This window comes from Paenibacillus sp. WG02 (assembly GCF_055396115.1).
In genome coordinates, this window is sequence record NZ_AP036016.1 from 7,925,216 (window position 1) to 7,941,362 (window position 16,147).

The window sequence follows — 16,147 nt, forward strand, 5'->3', positions numbered from 1 at the left end:
TTTTCTTTCTAGTTATGCATGAAAAACAATGCAAAAAACTTCGCCCTCGTTTAAAAGGCGAAGCCATTAGATTTAAAGAGCTTACTTCAAATAATTAACGGTTGGATTCACACAAGTGGGAAGCGGTTTTCTATCCAGACCTGCCAATAAATTATCCACAGCTAAATGTGCCATGCGATTTCTCGTCTCGTATGTTGCACTACCTACATGCGGGGTTATTAAGATATTCGGAAGGCTGAGTAACGGATGGTCTCCCGCAATGGGTTCTGGATCGGTCACATCCAATGCGGCATATGCGATTTGTTTACTTTTCAATGCTTCATAAAGGGCTTCGGTATTCACGATAGACCCGCGTGCCGCATTGATAAAATAGGCCGAAGGCTTCATCTGCGCAAACTCTTCAGCTCCAAACATTCCTCGGCTTTGTTTGGATAAAGGAACGAGGGTAATGATAAAGTCGGATTCTTGCAGCAAGTCTCTAAAGCCGACATATCTCGCTTCGAGCAGCTGATCATCCGTACGCCTTGTACGATTATAGTAAATAATGTTCAGCCCGCACGCCTTTGCTCTCCTAGCTACGGCGCAGCCAATATCCCCCATGCCTACGATACCGAGAGTTTTCCCATACAAATCTACACCGAAAGGAATGTTATTCGTACTTGCCCAATGGCCTGATTTGACGAAATCCCAACATTCATGAATCCGACGAGCTGCGCTCAGAAGTAACGCAAAGGCTAGATCTGCCGTTGTTTCGACAAGCACGCCAGGCGTATTCCCAAAGGGGATTCCATTCCTCGTGCAGGCATCGATATCCACATTGTCGTACCCTACCGATGACTGTGCTACAACTTTTAATTGAGGAGCATTAGCCAACAAATCGTCATTTACTTGTACATCACCTGTGCTGAATAAACCCTCCGCATCCTCTAACCATTCGAGTAATATTGCCCGTGGGATCGGTTCAGTTTCCTTCCAAACCTTTACCTCACAATGTTGTTCAATTCTTTCCATGGCAGCAGGCCATGTTTCTTTGGTTAATACCACCTTATATTTCGCCATAACGGTTTTTCCCTCTCCCTTTCTATTATGCAAATATACCTACCCCTCTGCGGATCAGGAGTGATCGGTATTTTACTTTCGCTGATTTCCCGCTGCTTTCACTGTTCCTTCACCGCCATCGGCTATCGGGAAACTTGCAATCTCCGCATTAGGGTACACCTCTTTAATGCCTAGCTCGATCTCGTTGCTTCCTTCCATCGATGAAACGCTGCCCTTAAAAGAATCGATAGCGATGACCACCTTCATAGGTGAAGTTCCCTCTTGTTCCGTTCACATTTCTTCTAGTTTACACAAACTTTGGCAACCAGTCACTATGAGCTTCGATTAGATCATCACATTTCCGCCGATTTTGAACGGCTTATTTGTTTCCATGGCCTCAAACATGTAAGTTGCGTATTCATGCGTTTGAGGCATTGATTATGAAACGGATTTTGAACCGCTTATGTGTTGTTAGTTTAATTAACAAAAAGAGACCCTCAGCAACGGCCTGAGGGTCTAAATTATATATTAAAGGGGGGTTGGTTTTTATTATAGGTATGATTTATTAATTCCAAATGAAAATAATATTTAATTATTATTATTTTACTTAACACTCCGATAAGAAGGCTGACAAGGCGGGGGTGATTAAAGCGTCTTTGCGTCTGATAAACACGGTTGTGACGATCCTATCAAACCTGCTTAAAACCCGAAAACTTCTTGCAAGTAATTGCTCACCTTGTAGTGTAATGTGTTCATTATTTCTTGTCCGCTCGTTCATACTACTACATTCGACGTATCATGTATAATACAGAATCATGATGATTTATATTTGAAATTCAGATACCTAAATCCAAATATACAGGAAATCTAGCTGGTCAAGTGTTTACCGCGACAAAAAGGTGGTGCTGGCTGGGTTTTGTAGAACATCCCGATCAGAAAAAAGTCTTAAATGAGTAACTGTAATAGATCCAAAAACGATGATCCATATCTTTGCTACTTCGAAATTAAGACCCCATTTCGCAAGTAGCTAGAAATGAAAAAGGTACTTTAATTACATGTCGTTGGAAGCATGTAATTTAAGTACCTTTTTACTTCTGTATCTCTCCATGACGAATGGCGAGGATGGTGTATTAATAATATTTTATTAAACGAATAGAGATAAAATTAATATACCACCTAGAGAAACAAATGATGCAATAAGGCAGGCCGCAGTGAAGCTCTTAAACATATCCGGTAACGATAATCCTAAATATTCTTTTACAAACCAAAAACTCGAATCGTTGACATGACACCAGCCAATCGCTCCGGAACCAATGGCAAGAACGATAATTTCCGGACTCACACCAGGATAAGCAGCCAGCATAGGTGCCACCATGCCTGCAGTACTAATCATGGCCACCGTGGCGGAACCGATAGCAAGGTGCATGAGCCAAGCTATTAGCCAAGCGAGAATAATTGGGTTCATATTTAGTGACATCAAAATCTTAGACAATTCAGTACCTACCCCACTGTCAACTAAGATGGCATTAAATGCTCCACCGCCACCAATAATCAGCAAGATGCCGGCAATCGGTCCAAAGCATTGTTCTGTAAGCGATAACAAGTTTTTCATGTTTAAACCACGAGAAAGGCCTAACGTATAATAAGCCACAAATACCGAAATGAGAAGTGCTATAATTGGATTGCCTAAGAAAGTTACAATAGGCAATAACGCAGAATCTTTTGCGAGAAACAATGTACTAATCGTTTTTCCTACCATAATGATTAGGGGCAATAGGATTGTAAATAGGGTAATGCCGAAACCTGGAAGATTCTCAGTTGGTGTTGCAGCGGTCTCTTCCGATTCTATTAATACCCCAGTCTTGCACTTCTTACTGATAAACTTGGCCCAAATTGGACCAGCTAAAATGGCAGTAGGAGTTCCCACAAGAAGAGCAAACAGAATGACCTTACCTACATCAGCCCCCAAACTTGTAGTAATTGCAAACGCTGCCGGATGTGGAGGGACCATCGAGTGAACGACCATCAGCGATACTGCCAAAGGAATTCCAATACGGAGTAACGACATCTTAGCTTGTTTGGCAACGATGAAAACCAATGGAAAAAGTAAAACAAATCCTACTTCAAAAAATACGGGAATTCCGCAAATTAAGCCGACAATTGTCATCGCCCAAGGAGCTCTTTTTTCTCCCATTGTTTCTAATAATGTTCGTGCAAGACGCTCTGCGCCGCCAGATACTTCCAACATTTTGCCTAAAATCGTACCAAAACCGATAACGGTGGCCAGAAAACCTAACGTTCCAGCCATTCCGTTTTCAATGGAAGTAGCAATCTTAGGAAGAGGCATACCTGTAGCAACTCCCACAAATATACACACTAATATTAAGGATAGAAAGGGATGTAATTTAACTCGAAGAATGAGAAAGATGAGAATTGCTATAGATGCGACTAATACCAGCATCATCATTGTTCCAGTTTCCATTGTCTTAACCTCTCCCTATACTATAAAGTATATTAGCTGTTTGCACCTTTACGGTAGAAATCATCCATGACATCTTTTGGAACCATGCCGCCGCCAGTAGCCCAAAGAATGTGAGTGGCATTTCGCATCTTCTGTTCAAGGTGATTATTTTTCAAATAATCTTTTCCCATGGAAGAAGCGTTCAGTTGAACTGGTCCGATAAATCCTGCAACTGCCGATGGTTCTAAGAATATTCCTTCTGAATCGGCTAGCTTTCTAAGGATTCGATAGAGACAGTCGTCTTGAATCGTAAAGACACCACTAATATCTTTCTCTAGTGCTTTGCCCACAAAGCCTGATGGTCTCCCTACGGCAAGTCCATCTGCTGCTGTAATATTATCAACTCCAAATTCCTGAGCTGATACCTCGCTATGCTTACGTGTCATTAAACCTAGCAACATTGCCGGTGAATGGGTTGGCTCTGCATAAAAGCAATGGACATTGTCTCCAAATACTGTCCGCAATCCGAAAGTAATTCCGCCAGGAGCGCCGCCTACACCGCAAGGTAGATAGACGAAAAGCGGATGATCCTGATCGACTGGAATCTTCATGTCATTTAGTTGCTTTTGGAGCCGCTTAGCTGCTACGGCATAACCAAGGAATAACGTTGAAGAATTTTCATCATCAACGAAGTGGCTATTGGGATCTTCCTGGGATTGTTGTCTGCCAGCCTCTACTGCTTTCCCATAGTCGCTATTGTGCTCAACTACGATAGCACCTTTTTGCCGTAATAAATCTTTTTTCCATTGTTTAGCGTCAGTAGACATATGCACAATAACTTTGAAACCTAATTGGGCACTCATAATACCAATACTAAGACCTAGATTACCGGTTGATCCGACCACAATCGAATAATTCGAAAAGAGAGTCCGAAATTTTTCATCTGCCAGAATGGAGTAGTCATCGGTTATTGACAGCATGCCATGTTTAAAGGCTATCTCTTCGGCCACTTTTAATATTTCGTAAATTCCTCCACGAGCCTTTACAGAACCAGAGATGGGCAGGTGACTGTCACATTTAAGATATAAATTTCCCGCTATTTCCTGATTGAACATTTCTGATAACTTCTGCTGCATTTTAGGGATGTTGACTAATTCAGATTCGATGATTCCGTTTTTTTCCTTGGTCTCCGGGAATACTTTTGCTAAATAGGGCGCGAAGCGAAGCAGTCGTTGTTCCGCATCTTCGATACTAGCTATCCCTAATTCCGTGTTAATAATTCGGTTGCTGCAACTCTCAAGCTGCGGGTTTACCCAGAAAACTTCCTGAGTATCAATGATTTTCTGTAGATCCGGTAATTCATTTTTCCATTCTTCGACTGTTTTTCCAGCAATGTTGTTAGTCATGTTTACCTCCGTACTAAAATGGACAAATTTTAAATCCAAAAGGTGATTTGGGGTGATTTTCAATTTATTTTTCTGCGATTAATTCTATTTCTACTTTGCCTCCCTTAGGAAGACCTGCAACCTGGATGCAGGAACGAGCGGGTTTGCTAGACTTGAAATAAGAGCCGTAGATTTCATTCAGACAAGTAAAGTTGGCAAGATCAGTCATAAAAATAGTCGTTTTTACAATGTCCTCGAAAACGTATCCTGCTTCGTTCAAAATTGCGGAGATGTTCTCCATCACTTGTTTTGCCTGTAATGCAAAGTCATCATTCATTTCACCTGTCTGCGGATTAATTCCAAGTTGCCCAGATACATACAATCGTGAAGCGCTTACAATCGCTTGCGAATATGGACCAATAGCAGAGGGAGCTTTATCAGTCATAATTGTTTTTTTCATAAAAATTTCATCTCCTTGTTTTGAAATAACATTCCCTTTAATATCTAATTGCAATTCTATTTGCAGTATATTAATATATGTGCACCTCCATTGTTGATGATATTCTAACGGAGACTCAAAAAAGTTAAATCATATTTAATAAATTAACTATAAATGAATATTAGCATTTTTAATTTATTAATTCAAGCTTAATATAATCGTTTTTTTGGTAAAAAAAACCGTTTCTGTATTTACTAGTGTGCAATACACTTGCAAATACAGAAACGGTCTATGATTATAATTTGTTTTCTAAAATGTCGGAGGAGTAATAGCAAAAATTACGGTTGCTTCTTTATCCGATCTATTTTCCCACTTATGTTCTATTCCAGGTGGTATTTTTACACTGTCTCCATGATATAAAGTCTCCACATCGTCCCCAATAAATAATACTACCTCACCCGCCAATACATACGCTACTTCTTCACCAATGTGACTCATAGGTTTTTCGGCAGACTGGGATTCAGGAGGTAATTTCATTAAAACCATCTCAATTGAGCCACTTAAATCCGGAGACAATAATGAATATTCCCAATTGTTCGATGGAAATATGATTTTTTTTCTGGAATTAGCTCTGGTAATTAAATCTTTAGTTTGCACAAATTCGGTAAACAAACTAAATAAAGGAACTTCTAACGCATCGGCAATCATGCGCAGAGTATTCAGTGACGGACTGGAAAGTCCCCTTTCAATTTGGCTTAACATTGATGAGGTTACATTCGTTATTTCTGATACCTGTTTAATCGTATAATTCTTGTTTTTGCGAAATTTTGCGATTGTTTTACCTAATTCTAGATTATCCATAATTCATCATACCTCTTAAAAATACTCAAATTTAATTAATATGCCGTTCCTGAGCTTAATAGCCTAAAGATATCATAAATCTTAGAAATATTAAAGTTTGATTAGATTTTTTAGTTTCAGAGGCTTGATAGAAATCGCAAGAACAACGTTATCACCTTACATATTACTCGGTTATTTGTCTTAATATTTTTGCTGGATTACCCGCGACTATTGTATTTGCAGGCACGTCCTTCGTGACAACTGAACCTGCAGCTACAATGGAATTATCTCCAATATTTACACCAGGTAAGATTACACAACTCCCGCCAATCCATACATTGTTTCCTATAGTTATCGGTATCCCATAACCACTTTTATTTCTATCCTTTGGTTCTACAGAATGACCAGCGGTGTAGATCCCAACATTAGGAGCTATCATACAATCATCACCAATTCTTACCTCTGCCATGTCTAAAATCGTACAGTTATATCCTGCATAAAAGTTATTTCCTACGTGTATGTTGTAACCTAAATCGCAATGAAAGTTGTGCTCGATGCTAAGCCCTTCTCCTACACTTCCAAACAATTCCCGAATAATATTTTCTTTCTTTTCAAATTCTTCAAAATCACTCCTGTTAAATTCTTGAACCAGTTTCTGAGCTCTAATGCTCTTCATCTTTAATTCTTCAGTACTTCTTTGATAATAAATTTTTTCTTTTTTGCCATCGCCCATTTGTATACTCCTTTTAATTTCAATTTGTGTAGTTCGGTTAAATCAAACTTATAGTTTAGGCGAATCAAAGTAAAGTCATTCCACTATCCTGCCCGTCTTAATGACGGTTCTTTTATCTACACTAAAAAAAATAGTCCCAATGACTTTACTAGCTCACCGGGACTATATCAAATTTAAAATAGAAGAATTATTTGATTTAAATAAATCATTCTCAATAATTATTAAATCATCAATATTGCAATTAAATTGTTTCTTTATTGCTAATAAGGTGTCAAAATATGGATTACAATTCCCTTGTTCAATCTCACTTAAATTCCCTTGAGAAATGCCTATTCTACTCGAGAACTCCACTTGATTCATATTATTTAATTTTCGTAATCTACGAATATTGGGTCCAATATTTATCATTTTTTCACATCCAATTAAATAATAAGTGACCCGAACACATTATTGATCGGGTCACTGAATGAAAAACCTCTAGTGTAGACAAGTAGTAATTTTCATAGAACAATACTTTATTGTAATGAGTTAATATGCTGTCCCTTAGCAAAAAAAATGGAAAGTGATTTTGTTGAATTTATTGAGTTTTCGCAGCTTAAAAAAAACACCGAATATATAAATGTCGGAAAGTACGTTTGACTCAATCTTTTGAGGTTTATTAAAAAAGTTGGAAAGGACAGGAAATAAGATCAAAGTTGAATAGTGCACTAATTATGCAAACTGAGGACCTTGAATAGAGATGGGACGCTGACTAATTAAAAGCCATAAGGGTTCCCGGAGGGGGTCATTGTTATGGCTCTAGTATGAAGATGAACTTGTTATTATATGTGATCTGGTTAGAGTTGAAAATAATATGCGACTTAATTGCTACATCAATCGTGTAAGGGACATGTTCCTTAGCATTAGATAAACAACTAAAAAGCCTCGCATGCCTGACGGGGCTTTTAGAAGCATGCTTCGCGATTTGAATATATTACTATAAAAATCATAATATGTAGATTTATTTTTTCGATTAGTTAAAGAATGATTTCGCAAAGAGTATATGCATACTGACCAACGAGCCCAAGCTACTTTTTATAGTTGGTTCGTGAGAAAAGTAAACTCAACATAAGATTACATTAAAGTAAGTACCTGGTACTTACTTTAATGTTAGTTCCCAAATAACAGCTACTTACATAGGAAACCTTAGACCTGTAATAAGAGTTTTTCGTTTTGGAATAATTTAATATCACCATCTTCTGAAATTTTAATTGCAATTCCGTGCTCAGAAGTTGCCCTGGTCGCTTTTGTTCCTGAACCAAACGTATCAGGGTATTTTTTTTCTTTTGGAACATTAACAATTTCACCGTAGCTTAAAATATTAAGATTAGAGTCCAATACAACAGCACCATCTACAGTTGCTATTGAGTTCATAAGGTATTTATCAATATTAAGAATGTTTAAGGAATTACCACCGTTTTGAGCTACTTTAATAAAGTTTCTTTCAACATTATTAGAGTTAAATAGAGGGGTCTCCATTAACTTTCTGGTTTGGGTAATTGATAGTTCACTTGTTAGTAATTCATTCGCTAACATAATAAATATTGAGCTATTGTGACTACTAGAAATCCCTTTGATTATCGATGTCAGTTTTGTGACACCATCTGTAATTGAATTCATTAATACTTCAAAGTCAGACAACTTAATTTTCACTAAATAATGAAGCATATTGACAAAAATAAATCTCATTATACAAGCAGTAAGCAAATGATACTGCCTGATCTTCCATTTTCCTTCCTGGTGAGAAATAATAAACTTGTTAGAAGTGAAATAATTCACCTTTTTATCGGTCACCGCAATATAGATAAATTTTGGGTAAACTTTCGAAGGAATTGTATTTATTCTTTTAGTTAACGCTTCTTCTATAAAAGTATAAACTTCATATTGAGGACTATCCGGAGGTATTTTGCCTTTGTTAATTGAAGTTTCCTCAACGAAACTCTTTAATACCTTCATCTTCACATCATTTATAGTACATTGATTATACATATTTTCGAAAATATCACATAAGCTTGTTTTACCACTCTTCTTCCGAATTATTGCAAAGACTTCAAATTTTTTATCAATTACTATCATTAGCGATTGGCTATCAATTAATTTCAAAAAGGGTTTTTCAGAAAGAAAAAATTCATGCACGGTCCTTTTCTTCGCCAATTCGATATATTCTAAGTCACATTGTTTTAACTCAACAATTGAAGCTGCATCTGGGCAGAATATTACTCCAATATTCGCTGGTTGATTTTCATAAGTCTTTGAACCGATTTCTTTTATACTATCTGCAAACTTCTGTATGTTGTATTTTTGTTGAGTTCTACTTCTAAAGTAGGTGGAGAAAACTAGAGATAACGATATATCTTCAGTTAAGGTACGAAATAAATTATAGTCTAACTCTCCCTTAACATTAACTGCCCGCTTCATCTCAGTAGAAATGGCACCCAGTATTTTAGAGGTTAGTTCTTCTGTAAGTCCCGGTGCTTTCAGAGGCAATCTAGTTTCAGTTTTTACATCAACGGCCCCTCTTTTATTTTTCGATGCTACATATTTAATATCGATTCCAAGAAAATCGTTTGTGAGTTCTTCTAGTTTGCTAAGATACTTTAAAACATCATTTTCAAAACTCTTCAAATAAAACACTCCCAATAAAATAACTTTTATAGTAGGCAGGCTAACAATTTCGGATAAATTAATTATACACTAAATGCCAGTTGGTATCTTGGAGTATTACGAATATTGAAATGATACAAAAAGACCCCAGGCCACAGGCTTGGATTAATACTCCGCCCAATTTCAACTGCCAGTCCTGCAGGTCCACTATAAAATAAAAGTATCTCAGTATAGCGGCCACTTTGAAAAAGTGATTCAATAGTATATTTAAACCACCTCTGAATCGATAGAACATCTTCTCGGTATAGAATTCGATTAATCCTTGGGTCATCAACTTTTATTTCTTGAAGGTCGAATGGCGGTGGCAACACTTCTTCAATATCCTTCAAGTTGATTAATGCACTTACCGATAACAATACCACAAGCTTCGATGTGTTAGTTGTTGAAGTAAACTGAGAGTGTATCTGAGAAGATCCCATAGAAGAAGTCTTATCAGAAGGCAGCCTGCTTGTCTTGATGCTATTGTTACGAAAGTCGAATCGACAAGTGAGTCCTGACCTGAGTCAAGAGGCGTCCTTTTGCTTCATCGTTGATAATGAGGCACAATCTTCTTTTCCATCACCTCCGCGAAAAGCGAGAGCATCGTCGAATATCGTTCATATTTCGGTAAGTTCCTCCATGTACGACTTCTTGGATCTGGAAACGGAAGAAGTAAAACTTTAACGTCTCTTTCGTCCAGCTCGATATTTCCTTCAAGCGTTTTTGTACTTGGAAATGAAACCGAATTGACGCCTCCGAATTTAATGTCTGGATACAGCTTTGACAGCATTTTTGCCTTCGCCGAAATATCTCCGAACCCTATTACGGTTTTGATTTTCGACACGCGCATCATATCCGCGAACATGCCCGCTCTCTCCATTGATGCTCCCGAATATGAGGCAAACGAATCCGAGATATCCTTCTTTCCGAACGGGTTGTTGAACGCCCTTATGTACTTTTTCCAATCGATGTATTCATATTCGAGTGGCCTCGTGTTTTCCTTCACACGAGGCAGAGGACGCCAATCACTCAGAGCGGTGCTCATCCCTTCCTCCCGTTTTCGAAACAAGTAATTCTCGATGTATTCGTCGATGGTGTTGACACGGCCCTCAAAATACTCACCTTTCGGCTTGAACCAATAGGCTGGATCAAGCTTCGGCCTCTCAAGCGCAAGGCAAATTCTAGCGGCCATGGGCAGAAAATACCCATCGATGAACGGCTTTCGGTTCGGATTCCCAACGAGCCCTTGCTCGTAGAGACGGGCGTGCACCTTGTCTCCGCCATCAGCCGCGTTCGGCTCCCAGTACCCTTTTTCCCTCGTTCTCCCATTCAGCGACGAGACGATGTTCCCTTCCAAGTCCCACTCTCCGAACGCTGTCGTTCTTGCTACGAGATTGGCCTCCAGCTCCTTGCCTCCAAGTCCCTCCTCGTTTCCGAAGAACAACACATTCGTGTTATAGAAATCACCCGATCCCATGTATTTGTTCAATACGCAGAATTCCTCTTGTGAGAGTTTCCAACCCATCTTTCTCCCTCCCTCAGCAATATACTTTGCATCTGTTAAAAACGACTAGACGCTCATGATTACACTGTGGCTTAAAGCCACAGCTTGTATAAAACTTTATTTTCACAGAACACTATGCATCTATTGTAGAAGAAGTGAAGAGTCATCCTGAGGAGCCATATTTGGCGTTGAGTCATCCACCGGTCTGACCCGAAGAAGGTCAGACCGGTGGATGACAGTAACGAAGCCACTGGGGCAGAAGTATGGCCATTGGGGAAAAGTTAACTACATCCTGGCCTGGGAGGAGTAGCTGGCAGGACATCAATCTTTCATAAACGTAGCGTTTTTGTCTCACTACATAAATTCAGAAGAAATATGAATTATCGATTAGCCAAAATTTCGAGCGATGAACTATCTCATAACTAAGGCTGCTTCGATAATCTCCTCATTGTATGTTTATTCTTAATGAATTTGATTGCATAGGTTCATTCGCATTATGTATGTCCCCTAGAATGTTTCGCTTTGATATTTTAAATTGGCATAATCTATTACATCAAGAACAATGCAGAGCAACGACCTTTCCCCTACGTTTCGAACAAGTGTGTTTGAATAAGACCAAGCCCATATACGCTTGCCTTCACTAAATACCTTCTTAAACAAATTACTTTCGCCAAAAATTTCATTTTATTACTGACGCAGTTTCAACAATCAAACTCTTTTTTGACATAAGCCACTGGCTCACTGGCTCAATATACTCCTCCCAAAACGCCGATTCAGATGCTGCTTTGATTACTTTATACAAACCAATTTCCCTACCATACCCAAGTGATTTAATAATTTCATTCACGTATTCATGACTATCTGATACCATATTTATACTCATACATGTTTCTTTTATTTTCCTCGTATTAGAATCAGATGGGAGTTCAATCCCCCTAATTAATGACCAAATATACTTTTCTGGGGAGTATTCATCGGGCAAATTAAATTGATATATCTGTGAAAGAGCTTGTTCTCGTTTCTTTTTATGTTCATGAGTATTTCCTGTAATAACCTTATTCAAATGTTTTTCCTTCTCTGCGACGGCTGTATACACGTCACCGTCAAGTACTAAAATACTCTTATCAATGTCCTTCTCACCTTGTAACAACATACCGCCAACTAGAGTAAAACAGTTAATTGCTGCTCCATACATTTTCACACTGACATAGGGTTTAATGTCCATCAATTCGCACATGTACTCAACAATTGCTTTTGACAAATCATCTTCCACAAAAACTTCAAGTACGTATTCCCTTTGGCCCGTTAATCTAAAGACGGCTTCGGGTTTCGTCTCATTGAAACAGAGAGTTTTTTCTGCGGTGTTAAAAATATGCTTGATATTTATCGTTTCATTTAATTCAATTACTACAGGAGAATGAGTAGTAAAAATTACTTGCAATTTCTTCTGGTCAGCTAATTCATTAAGAACTAATATTAACTTTTTTAGTGCCTCTGGATGAAGAAGCAAATCAATTTCATCAATTAAAAGTAATGAATATTTAGGAGCCTTTAATATCTCAGCTATTATTTTAAACACTCTTTGTTCTCCAGCTGACATGCTTAATGCAGAGTATTTAATTTTACCTAATTCAACACCAATATAAGTCGATTTTTTAGTTTCATGAAGATTATAAGAGCTATAATCTCTGTTAAGAATATAGCTTGCTTTTATTTTGACTACATTTGAAACCTCATCAGACATAGGGATTGTTGAATAATTAATTGAGTTTTTACTTTTTTCTAACTCAATAGACGGAACACTTGAAACAATACCAATATATATCACATATCTTGCCGGTCTTGTGTTATATTTAGGCACCCACCTATCCCTTGGCTTCGTAAATTTTTTTGTAATAAGGTGTACATTGTTTTGAGTCCTCTCCTCAGAAACAATTGATAGAGCACTGCCTGTCCATGGGGAATCGTTTGTTGGGGTGAAAAAAAAGCTGAAATGATAGTCTTCAGTTTTCATCCGTCTTAATGGTTTGTAACAACAAGCAAGAGCGTGCAGTATCGTTGACTTTCCAGTCCCGTTGCTCCCCATAATTGCTGTTAATCTTTTTTCATCATTAAAACTTATTTCTAGGTCCTTGATATTTTTCAAGGAATGAATATGTATCTCCTTTAACTTCTGTTGCGTAGGATCTCTAACAATTAAGTGATTAATAATTAATTGAGTATCATGCAAGTTCAATAACTTTGCTTTGCGGTCAAAAATCTCTTCTTTACCCGATAATGATTTATACAGCTTATGTAGATTTATGTTTTTGGCAATTTTTGAAGCCCGACCATATGTAATCCTTTCAGAAAAGTACACTTTTCCTTCTTTAATGATAAAGTGGCCATACTTATCATATTGATTTCGAATACTCATTTTCTTTCTTACTAGGTGTGCCCTTTCAATAGTACCATGGTAGGACAATTCATATTCATCATCTAAATCTAGTAACACAGCTTTAATATTGTCACTTGTATTTTTAGCACTACTCAAAAAAACCTTCATTGATATCTTAGGCATATAAGAACCCCTTTTGTACTTTTGCTTTAAATCCACAATTATTGAAGCTAATCGTTATTCTGTAATTAAGGGGAACTTATTAAAGAACATATTTGTTAAAAAGGAAGGATTCGCAATAATCTGGAAAGCCAAAATAGCTCTGGACAGTTCACGGCTCCTTATTCCATAATCGATAGGGATTACTCTTCGATATTTTTCAGCTCATTCTTACTCATATCAATAAATCCCTGTAGGTCGTCTGTTCCCTGCGCACGAGCGAAAGTAAATTTTACATAATCGTCTGCGAATTCAGGTGGCGTGTTATCCACTGCAAATATTTGAAAATCTTCTGCGAGCTCAATTAGATACTGATAAATAGCTTTATAACTCAGCGGATCGAGACGCTCACTTTCATCGATGGCTTTATAAGTGCCCAAATATTTGCTGAGTGTGTCAAACATTAAAAATCCAGGATGATTAACGTTCGGGTCCAGCGTTTTTCTCTTCACGATCGATCCGATATAAGCGATCTGAATGCACATTAATAATCCGCCGCTTTCATGCTCAAAAACACTAGCATCCGCGTACAATGGTGAGTAATTTTTTCGATCTATCATGCTGTCTGACGGATCTGCTTTAAATTGAAATTTATTTAAACCATCGCGGTATTTATCATCCAAAAACTCAAGTACGTTTTGTTCGTATTTGTCCCCCACTTTTAAGGTTTTCTCTTTTTCCTTTAAGATGTCCAGTATTTTAGTGATACTTGCAATTTCAAATTCCTTTTCTTCAATTTTTTTATATACCCTTTGAATTTCAACAAGCACATATTCCTTTTCTTGAATTGTTTTTATGTATGTATTAATGGCTTCAAGTTCCGATAGGTAGGGCAGTTCTGTTTTTTTGGAGAATTCTTTTAATACACGATCGTAAATATCTTGTTGTTCAAACAACTCTTTTAACTTTTCTTCTTTATTTTTTATTTCAAGCTCATTGGTTTGTATCGAGTGCTCAATATTACGTATTTTAGTGTTCAATTGCTTTATGACATGTTCTATGGCGTCGACAGACATTGACGGTACTTCCATCGTAATTGATGACGAACAGAGCGGGCATACATGCTCCTGATGATCCATATGAACTTTATACATGGCTTCTTTAGTAGCGCTTAATTCTTGTTTTTCTTTTTTGTATTCTTCAAGAAGAGAACTTTTGTTAACCCATGAAAACCTTGCATCGCGAAGCATATCTTCGTTAAATCGAATTTCTTTATAAATGGATTTAGTCTTTTCTTGCACGCTGTCATAAAGACTGTTTTGCTTTTGTTTTTCGTCCTGGACTTCCTTCAGTAGTTCTTTTTTTCTGGTCAACATATCCTTTGCGTTATTGCGAACCTGAAGCAGTTCTAGATCCTTTTCCATCTTGTTGTCCGCATTGCGCTCAATTAAATACTGCGTCAATCCTGATATTTCTTTTTTTATGTCTTGAATTCGGTTCTGGTTTTCAACAATCTGATGCACGATGGAATCATAATCTGGAGTTACAAGATGCAGCATGAGCTGAAAAGCAGACTTATTTTTGGGGCGAACAAAGAAGTTTTCATTTTTTAAAAAGTTTTTGGTGCCAAGCTCATCCTGCGAAATATATACATAACGCATAATGTCCCGAAATGAAATGGATTCGGTTGTTTTCTTTGTATCATGCGCTTTATATTTAATACGGTGCAGTTCGGGTATTTCCAAAATTTCAAACATGAATTTTGGAAAATCGGAAACCGTGATTATTTTTGGAATAAAAGAGTGGATCTCATCAAACCTGCAAAAAAACGTATGAATTTGGTTCGGTTGTGATTTCAAATCCCGCAACAAAGTAAATGTCTTTTCATCAATATTTAACTCCAAATATACACGGTCGCAATAGGCAAATAGCTCCCGCTGGACATTGGACGGTATAATCTCGGAGTCTCCTAGACAGTAGTTGATACACTTGAGAATTAAAGACTTTCCTGTGAAGGCATCACCAGAGATGATATTTAATCCTTCTGAGAATAAAAAGGTGCGCTGATACTCATCACCCTGAACAATAAGTTTATTTATTTTTATTCGATGACCCATTGTACCCTCCAAAAATTTGCTTCTCCATCGTTGGCGAAAATGGAACTTCCGCGATGATCTTGCCGGCTCTTTCGCACAGCTCGGTAAAATACGATGATTCAAGCGAGCCTATTAGTTGTTTGCCCGTTTCTTTGATTTTACAAGTTACCTCTTTGCTACCTGTTACTTCCCTCGGTATTAAGGGATTTTCTCACGTTTACTCGCTCATTCGCAGGATTACACCCTCTTGGTAAAAAGGATATAACGGCATAGTAGTGGTAGTGACATCACCGAACGGCCATGAAGGCATACTTAAATAGAGGATAAGTCTTAACTTCCTCATTATTCCAATTACTGCACGCTTTCTCCACAATGCCCTCGGGGGTTCACCCTCCCAGATCTCAACGGGTCTATGCCCTTACCTTCCTTCGTT

The 16,147-nt window shown here is 37.8% G+C and carries 13 protein-coding genes; all 13 read right to left on the reverse strand.

Annotated features, from left to right (window positions below; translation table 11 throughout):
- Positions 1 to 81: 81 nt before the first annotated feature.
- The 13 genes from ACBP55_RS35725 to ACBP55_RS35785 all read right to left on the reverse strand — a co-directional run bounded on the left by ACBP55_RS35725 (position 82) and on the right by ACBP55_RS35785 (position 15,735).
- Complete coding sequence (locus ACBP55_RS35725) at positions 82 to 1,059, reverse strand: 2-hydroxyacid dehydrogenase (protein ID WP_464648383.1); 978 nt, start codon at positions 1,057 to 1,059, stop codon at positions 82 to 84.
- A gap of 72 nt (positions 1,060 to 1,131) precedes the next feature.
- Positions 1,132 to 1,305 carry a glycerate kinase gene (locus ACBP55_RS35730; RefSeq protein ID WP_464648384.1) on the reverse strand — a complete coding sequence of 58 codons (174 nt, stop codon included), beginning with the start codon at positions 1,303 to 1,305 and terminating at the stop codon, positions 1,132 to 1,134.
- Between the two features lie 877 nt (positions 1,306 to 2,182).
- On the reverse strand, positions 2,183 to 3,520 hold the full coding sequence (locus tag ACBP55_RS35735) for a GntT/GntP/DsdX family permease (RefSeq protein WP_464648385.1): 1,338 nt from the start codon (positions 3,518 to 3,520) through the stop codon (positions 2,183 to 2,185).
- A 32-nt stretch (positions 3,521 to 3,552) separates the two neighbouring features.
- Positions 3,553 to 4,905: a D-serine ammonia-lyase gene (locus ACBP55_RS35740; protein WP_464648386.1), complete on the reverse strand. Its 1,353-nt coding sequence runs from the start codon at positions 4,903 to 4,905 to the stop codon at positions 3,553 to 3,555.
- Positions 4,906 to 4,969: 64 nt separating this feature from the next.
- A complete protein-coding gene (locus tag ACBP55_RS35745; protein ID WP_464648387.1) occupies positions 4,970 to 5,344 on the reverse strand; it encodes a RidA family protein in 375 nt (124 codons plus the stop codon).
- Positions 5,345 to 5,632: 288 nt separating this feature from the next.
- On the reverse strand, positions 5,633 to 6,184 hold the full coding sequence (locus ACBP55_RS35750; protein WP_464648388.1) for a helix-turn-helix domain-containing protein: 552 nt from the start codon (positions 6,182 to 6,184) through the stop codon (positions 5,633 to 5,635).
- Between the two features lie 163 nt (positions 6,185 to 6,347).
- A complete protein-coding gene (locus ACBP55_RS35755) occupies positions 6,348 to 6,896 on the reverse strand; it encodes a sugar O-acetyltransferase (RefSeq protein WP_464648389.1) in 549 nt (182 codons plus the stop codon).
- Positions 6,897 to 7,058: 162 nt separating this feature from the next.
- Positions 7,059 to 7,304, reverse strand: a complete 246-nt coding sequence (locus ACBP55_RS35760) for a helix-turn-helix domain-containing protein (RefSeq protein WP_464648390.1) — start codon at positions 7,302 to 7,304, stop codon at positions 7,059 to 7,061.
- 777 nt (positions 7,305 to 8,081) lie between these two features.
- Entirely contained in the window at positions 8,082 to 9,560 is a 1,479-nt protein-coding gene (locus tag ACBP55_RS35765; RefSeq protein WP_464648391.1) for a hypothetical protein, read from the reverse strand.
- Between the two features lie 62 nt (positions 9,561 to 9,622).
- On the reverse strand, positions 9,623 to 10,018 hold the full coding sequence (locus tag ACBP55_RS35770) for an SAVED domain-containing protein (RefSeq protein WP_464648392.1): 396 nt from the start codon (positions 10,016 to 10,018) through the stop codon (positions 9,623 to 9,625).
- A 104-nt stretch (positions 10,019 to 10,122) separates the two neighbouring features.
- On the reverse strand, positions 10,123 to 11,103 hold the full coding sequence (locus ACBP55_RS35775; protein WP_464648393.1) for a hypothetical protein: 981 nt from the start codon (positions 11,101 to 11,103) through the stop codon (positions 10,123 to 10,125).
- A 658-nt stretch (positions 11,104 to 11,761) separates the two neighbouring features.
- Positions 11,762 to 13,642 carry an ATP-dependent nuclease gene (locus ACBP55_RS35780; protein WP_464648394.1) on the reverse strand — a complete coding sequence of 627 codons (1,881 nt, stop codon included), beginning with the start codon at positions 13,640 to 13,642 and terminating at the stop codon, positions 11,762 to 11,764.
- 179 nt (positions 13,643 to 13,821) lie between these two features.
- Complete coding sequence (locus tag ACBP55_RS35785; RefSeq protein ID WP_464648395.1) at positions 13,822 to 15,735, reverse strand: hypothetical protein; 1,914 nt, start codon at positions 15,733 to 15,735, stop codon at positions 13,822 to 13,824.
- Positions 15,736 to 16,147 lie beyond the last annotated feature (412 nt).

Coding starts and splice junctions, on each gene's coding strand:
- ACBP55_RS35780 (WP_464648394.1), bottom strand. CDS start 13,642: ATGCCTAAGATATCAATGAAGGTTTTTTTGAGTAGTGCTAAAAATACA.
- ACBP55_RS35755 (WP_464648389.1), bottom strand. CDS start 6,896: ATGGGCGATGGCAAAAAAGAAAAAATTTATTATCAAAGAAGTACTGAA.
- ACBP55_RS35730 (WP_464648384.1), bottom strand. CDS start 1,305: ATGAAGGTGGTCATCGCTATCGATTCTTTTAAGGGCAGCGTTTCATCG.
- ACBP55_RS35740 (WP_464648386.1), bottom strand. CDS start 4,905: ATGACTAACAACATTGCTGGAAAAACAGTCGAAGAATGGAAAAATGAA.
- ACBP55_RS35770 (WP_464648392.1), bottom strand. CDS start 10,018: ATGGGATCTTCTCAGATACACTCTCAGTTTACTTCAACAACTAACACA.
- ACBP55_RS35745 (WP_464648387.1), bottom strand. CDS start 5,344: ATGAAAAAAACAATTATGACTGATAAAGCTCCCTCTGCTATTGGTCCA.
- ACBP55_RS35785 (WP_464648395.1), bottom strand. CDS start 15,735: ATGGGTCATCGAATAAAAATAAATAAACTTATTGTTCAGGGTGATGAG.
- ACBP55_RS35760 (WP_464648390.1), bottom strand. CDS start 7,304: ATGATAAATATTGGACCCAATATTCGTAGATTACGAAAATTAAATAAT.
- ACBP55_RS35750 (WP_464648388.1), bottom strand. CDS start 6,184: ATGGATAATCTAGAATTAGGTAAAACAATCGCAAAATTTCGCAAAAAC.
- ACBP55_RS35735 (WP_464648385.1), bottom strand. CDS start 3,520: ATGGAAACTGGAACAATGATGATGCTGGTATTAGTCGCATCTATAGCA.
- ACBP55_RS35725 (WP_464648383.1), bottom strand. CDS start 1,059: ATGGCGAAATATAAGGTGGTATTAACCAAAGAAACATGGCCTGCTGCC.
- ACBP55_RS35775 (WP_464648393.1), bottom strand. CDS start 11,103: ATGGGTTGGAAACTCTCACAAGAGGAATTCTGCGTATTGAACAAATAC.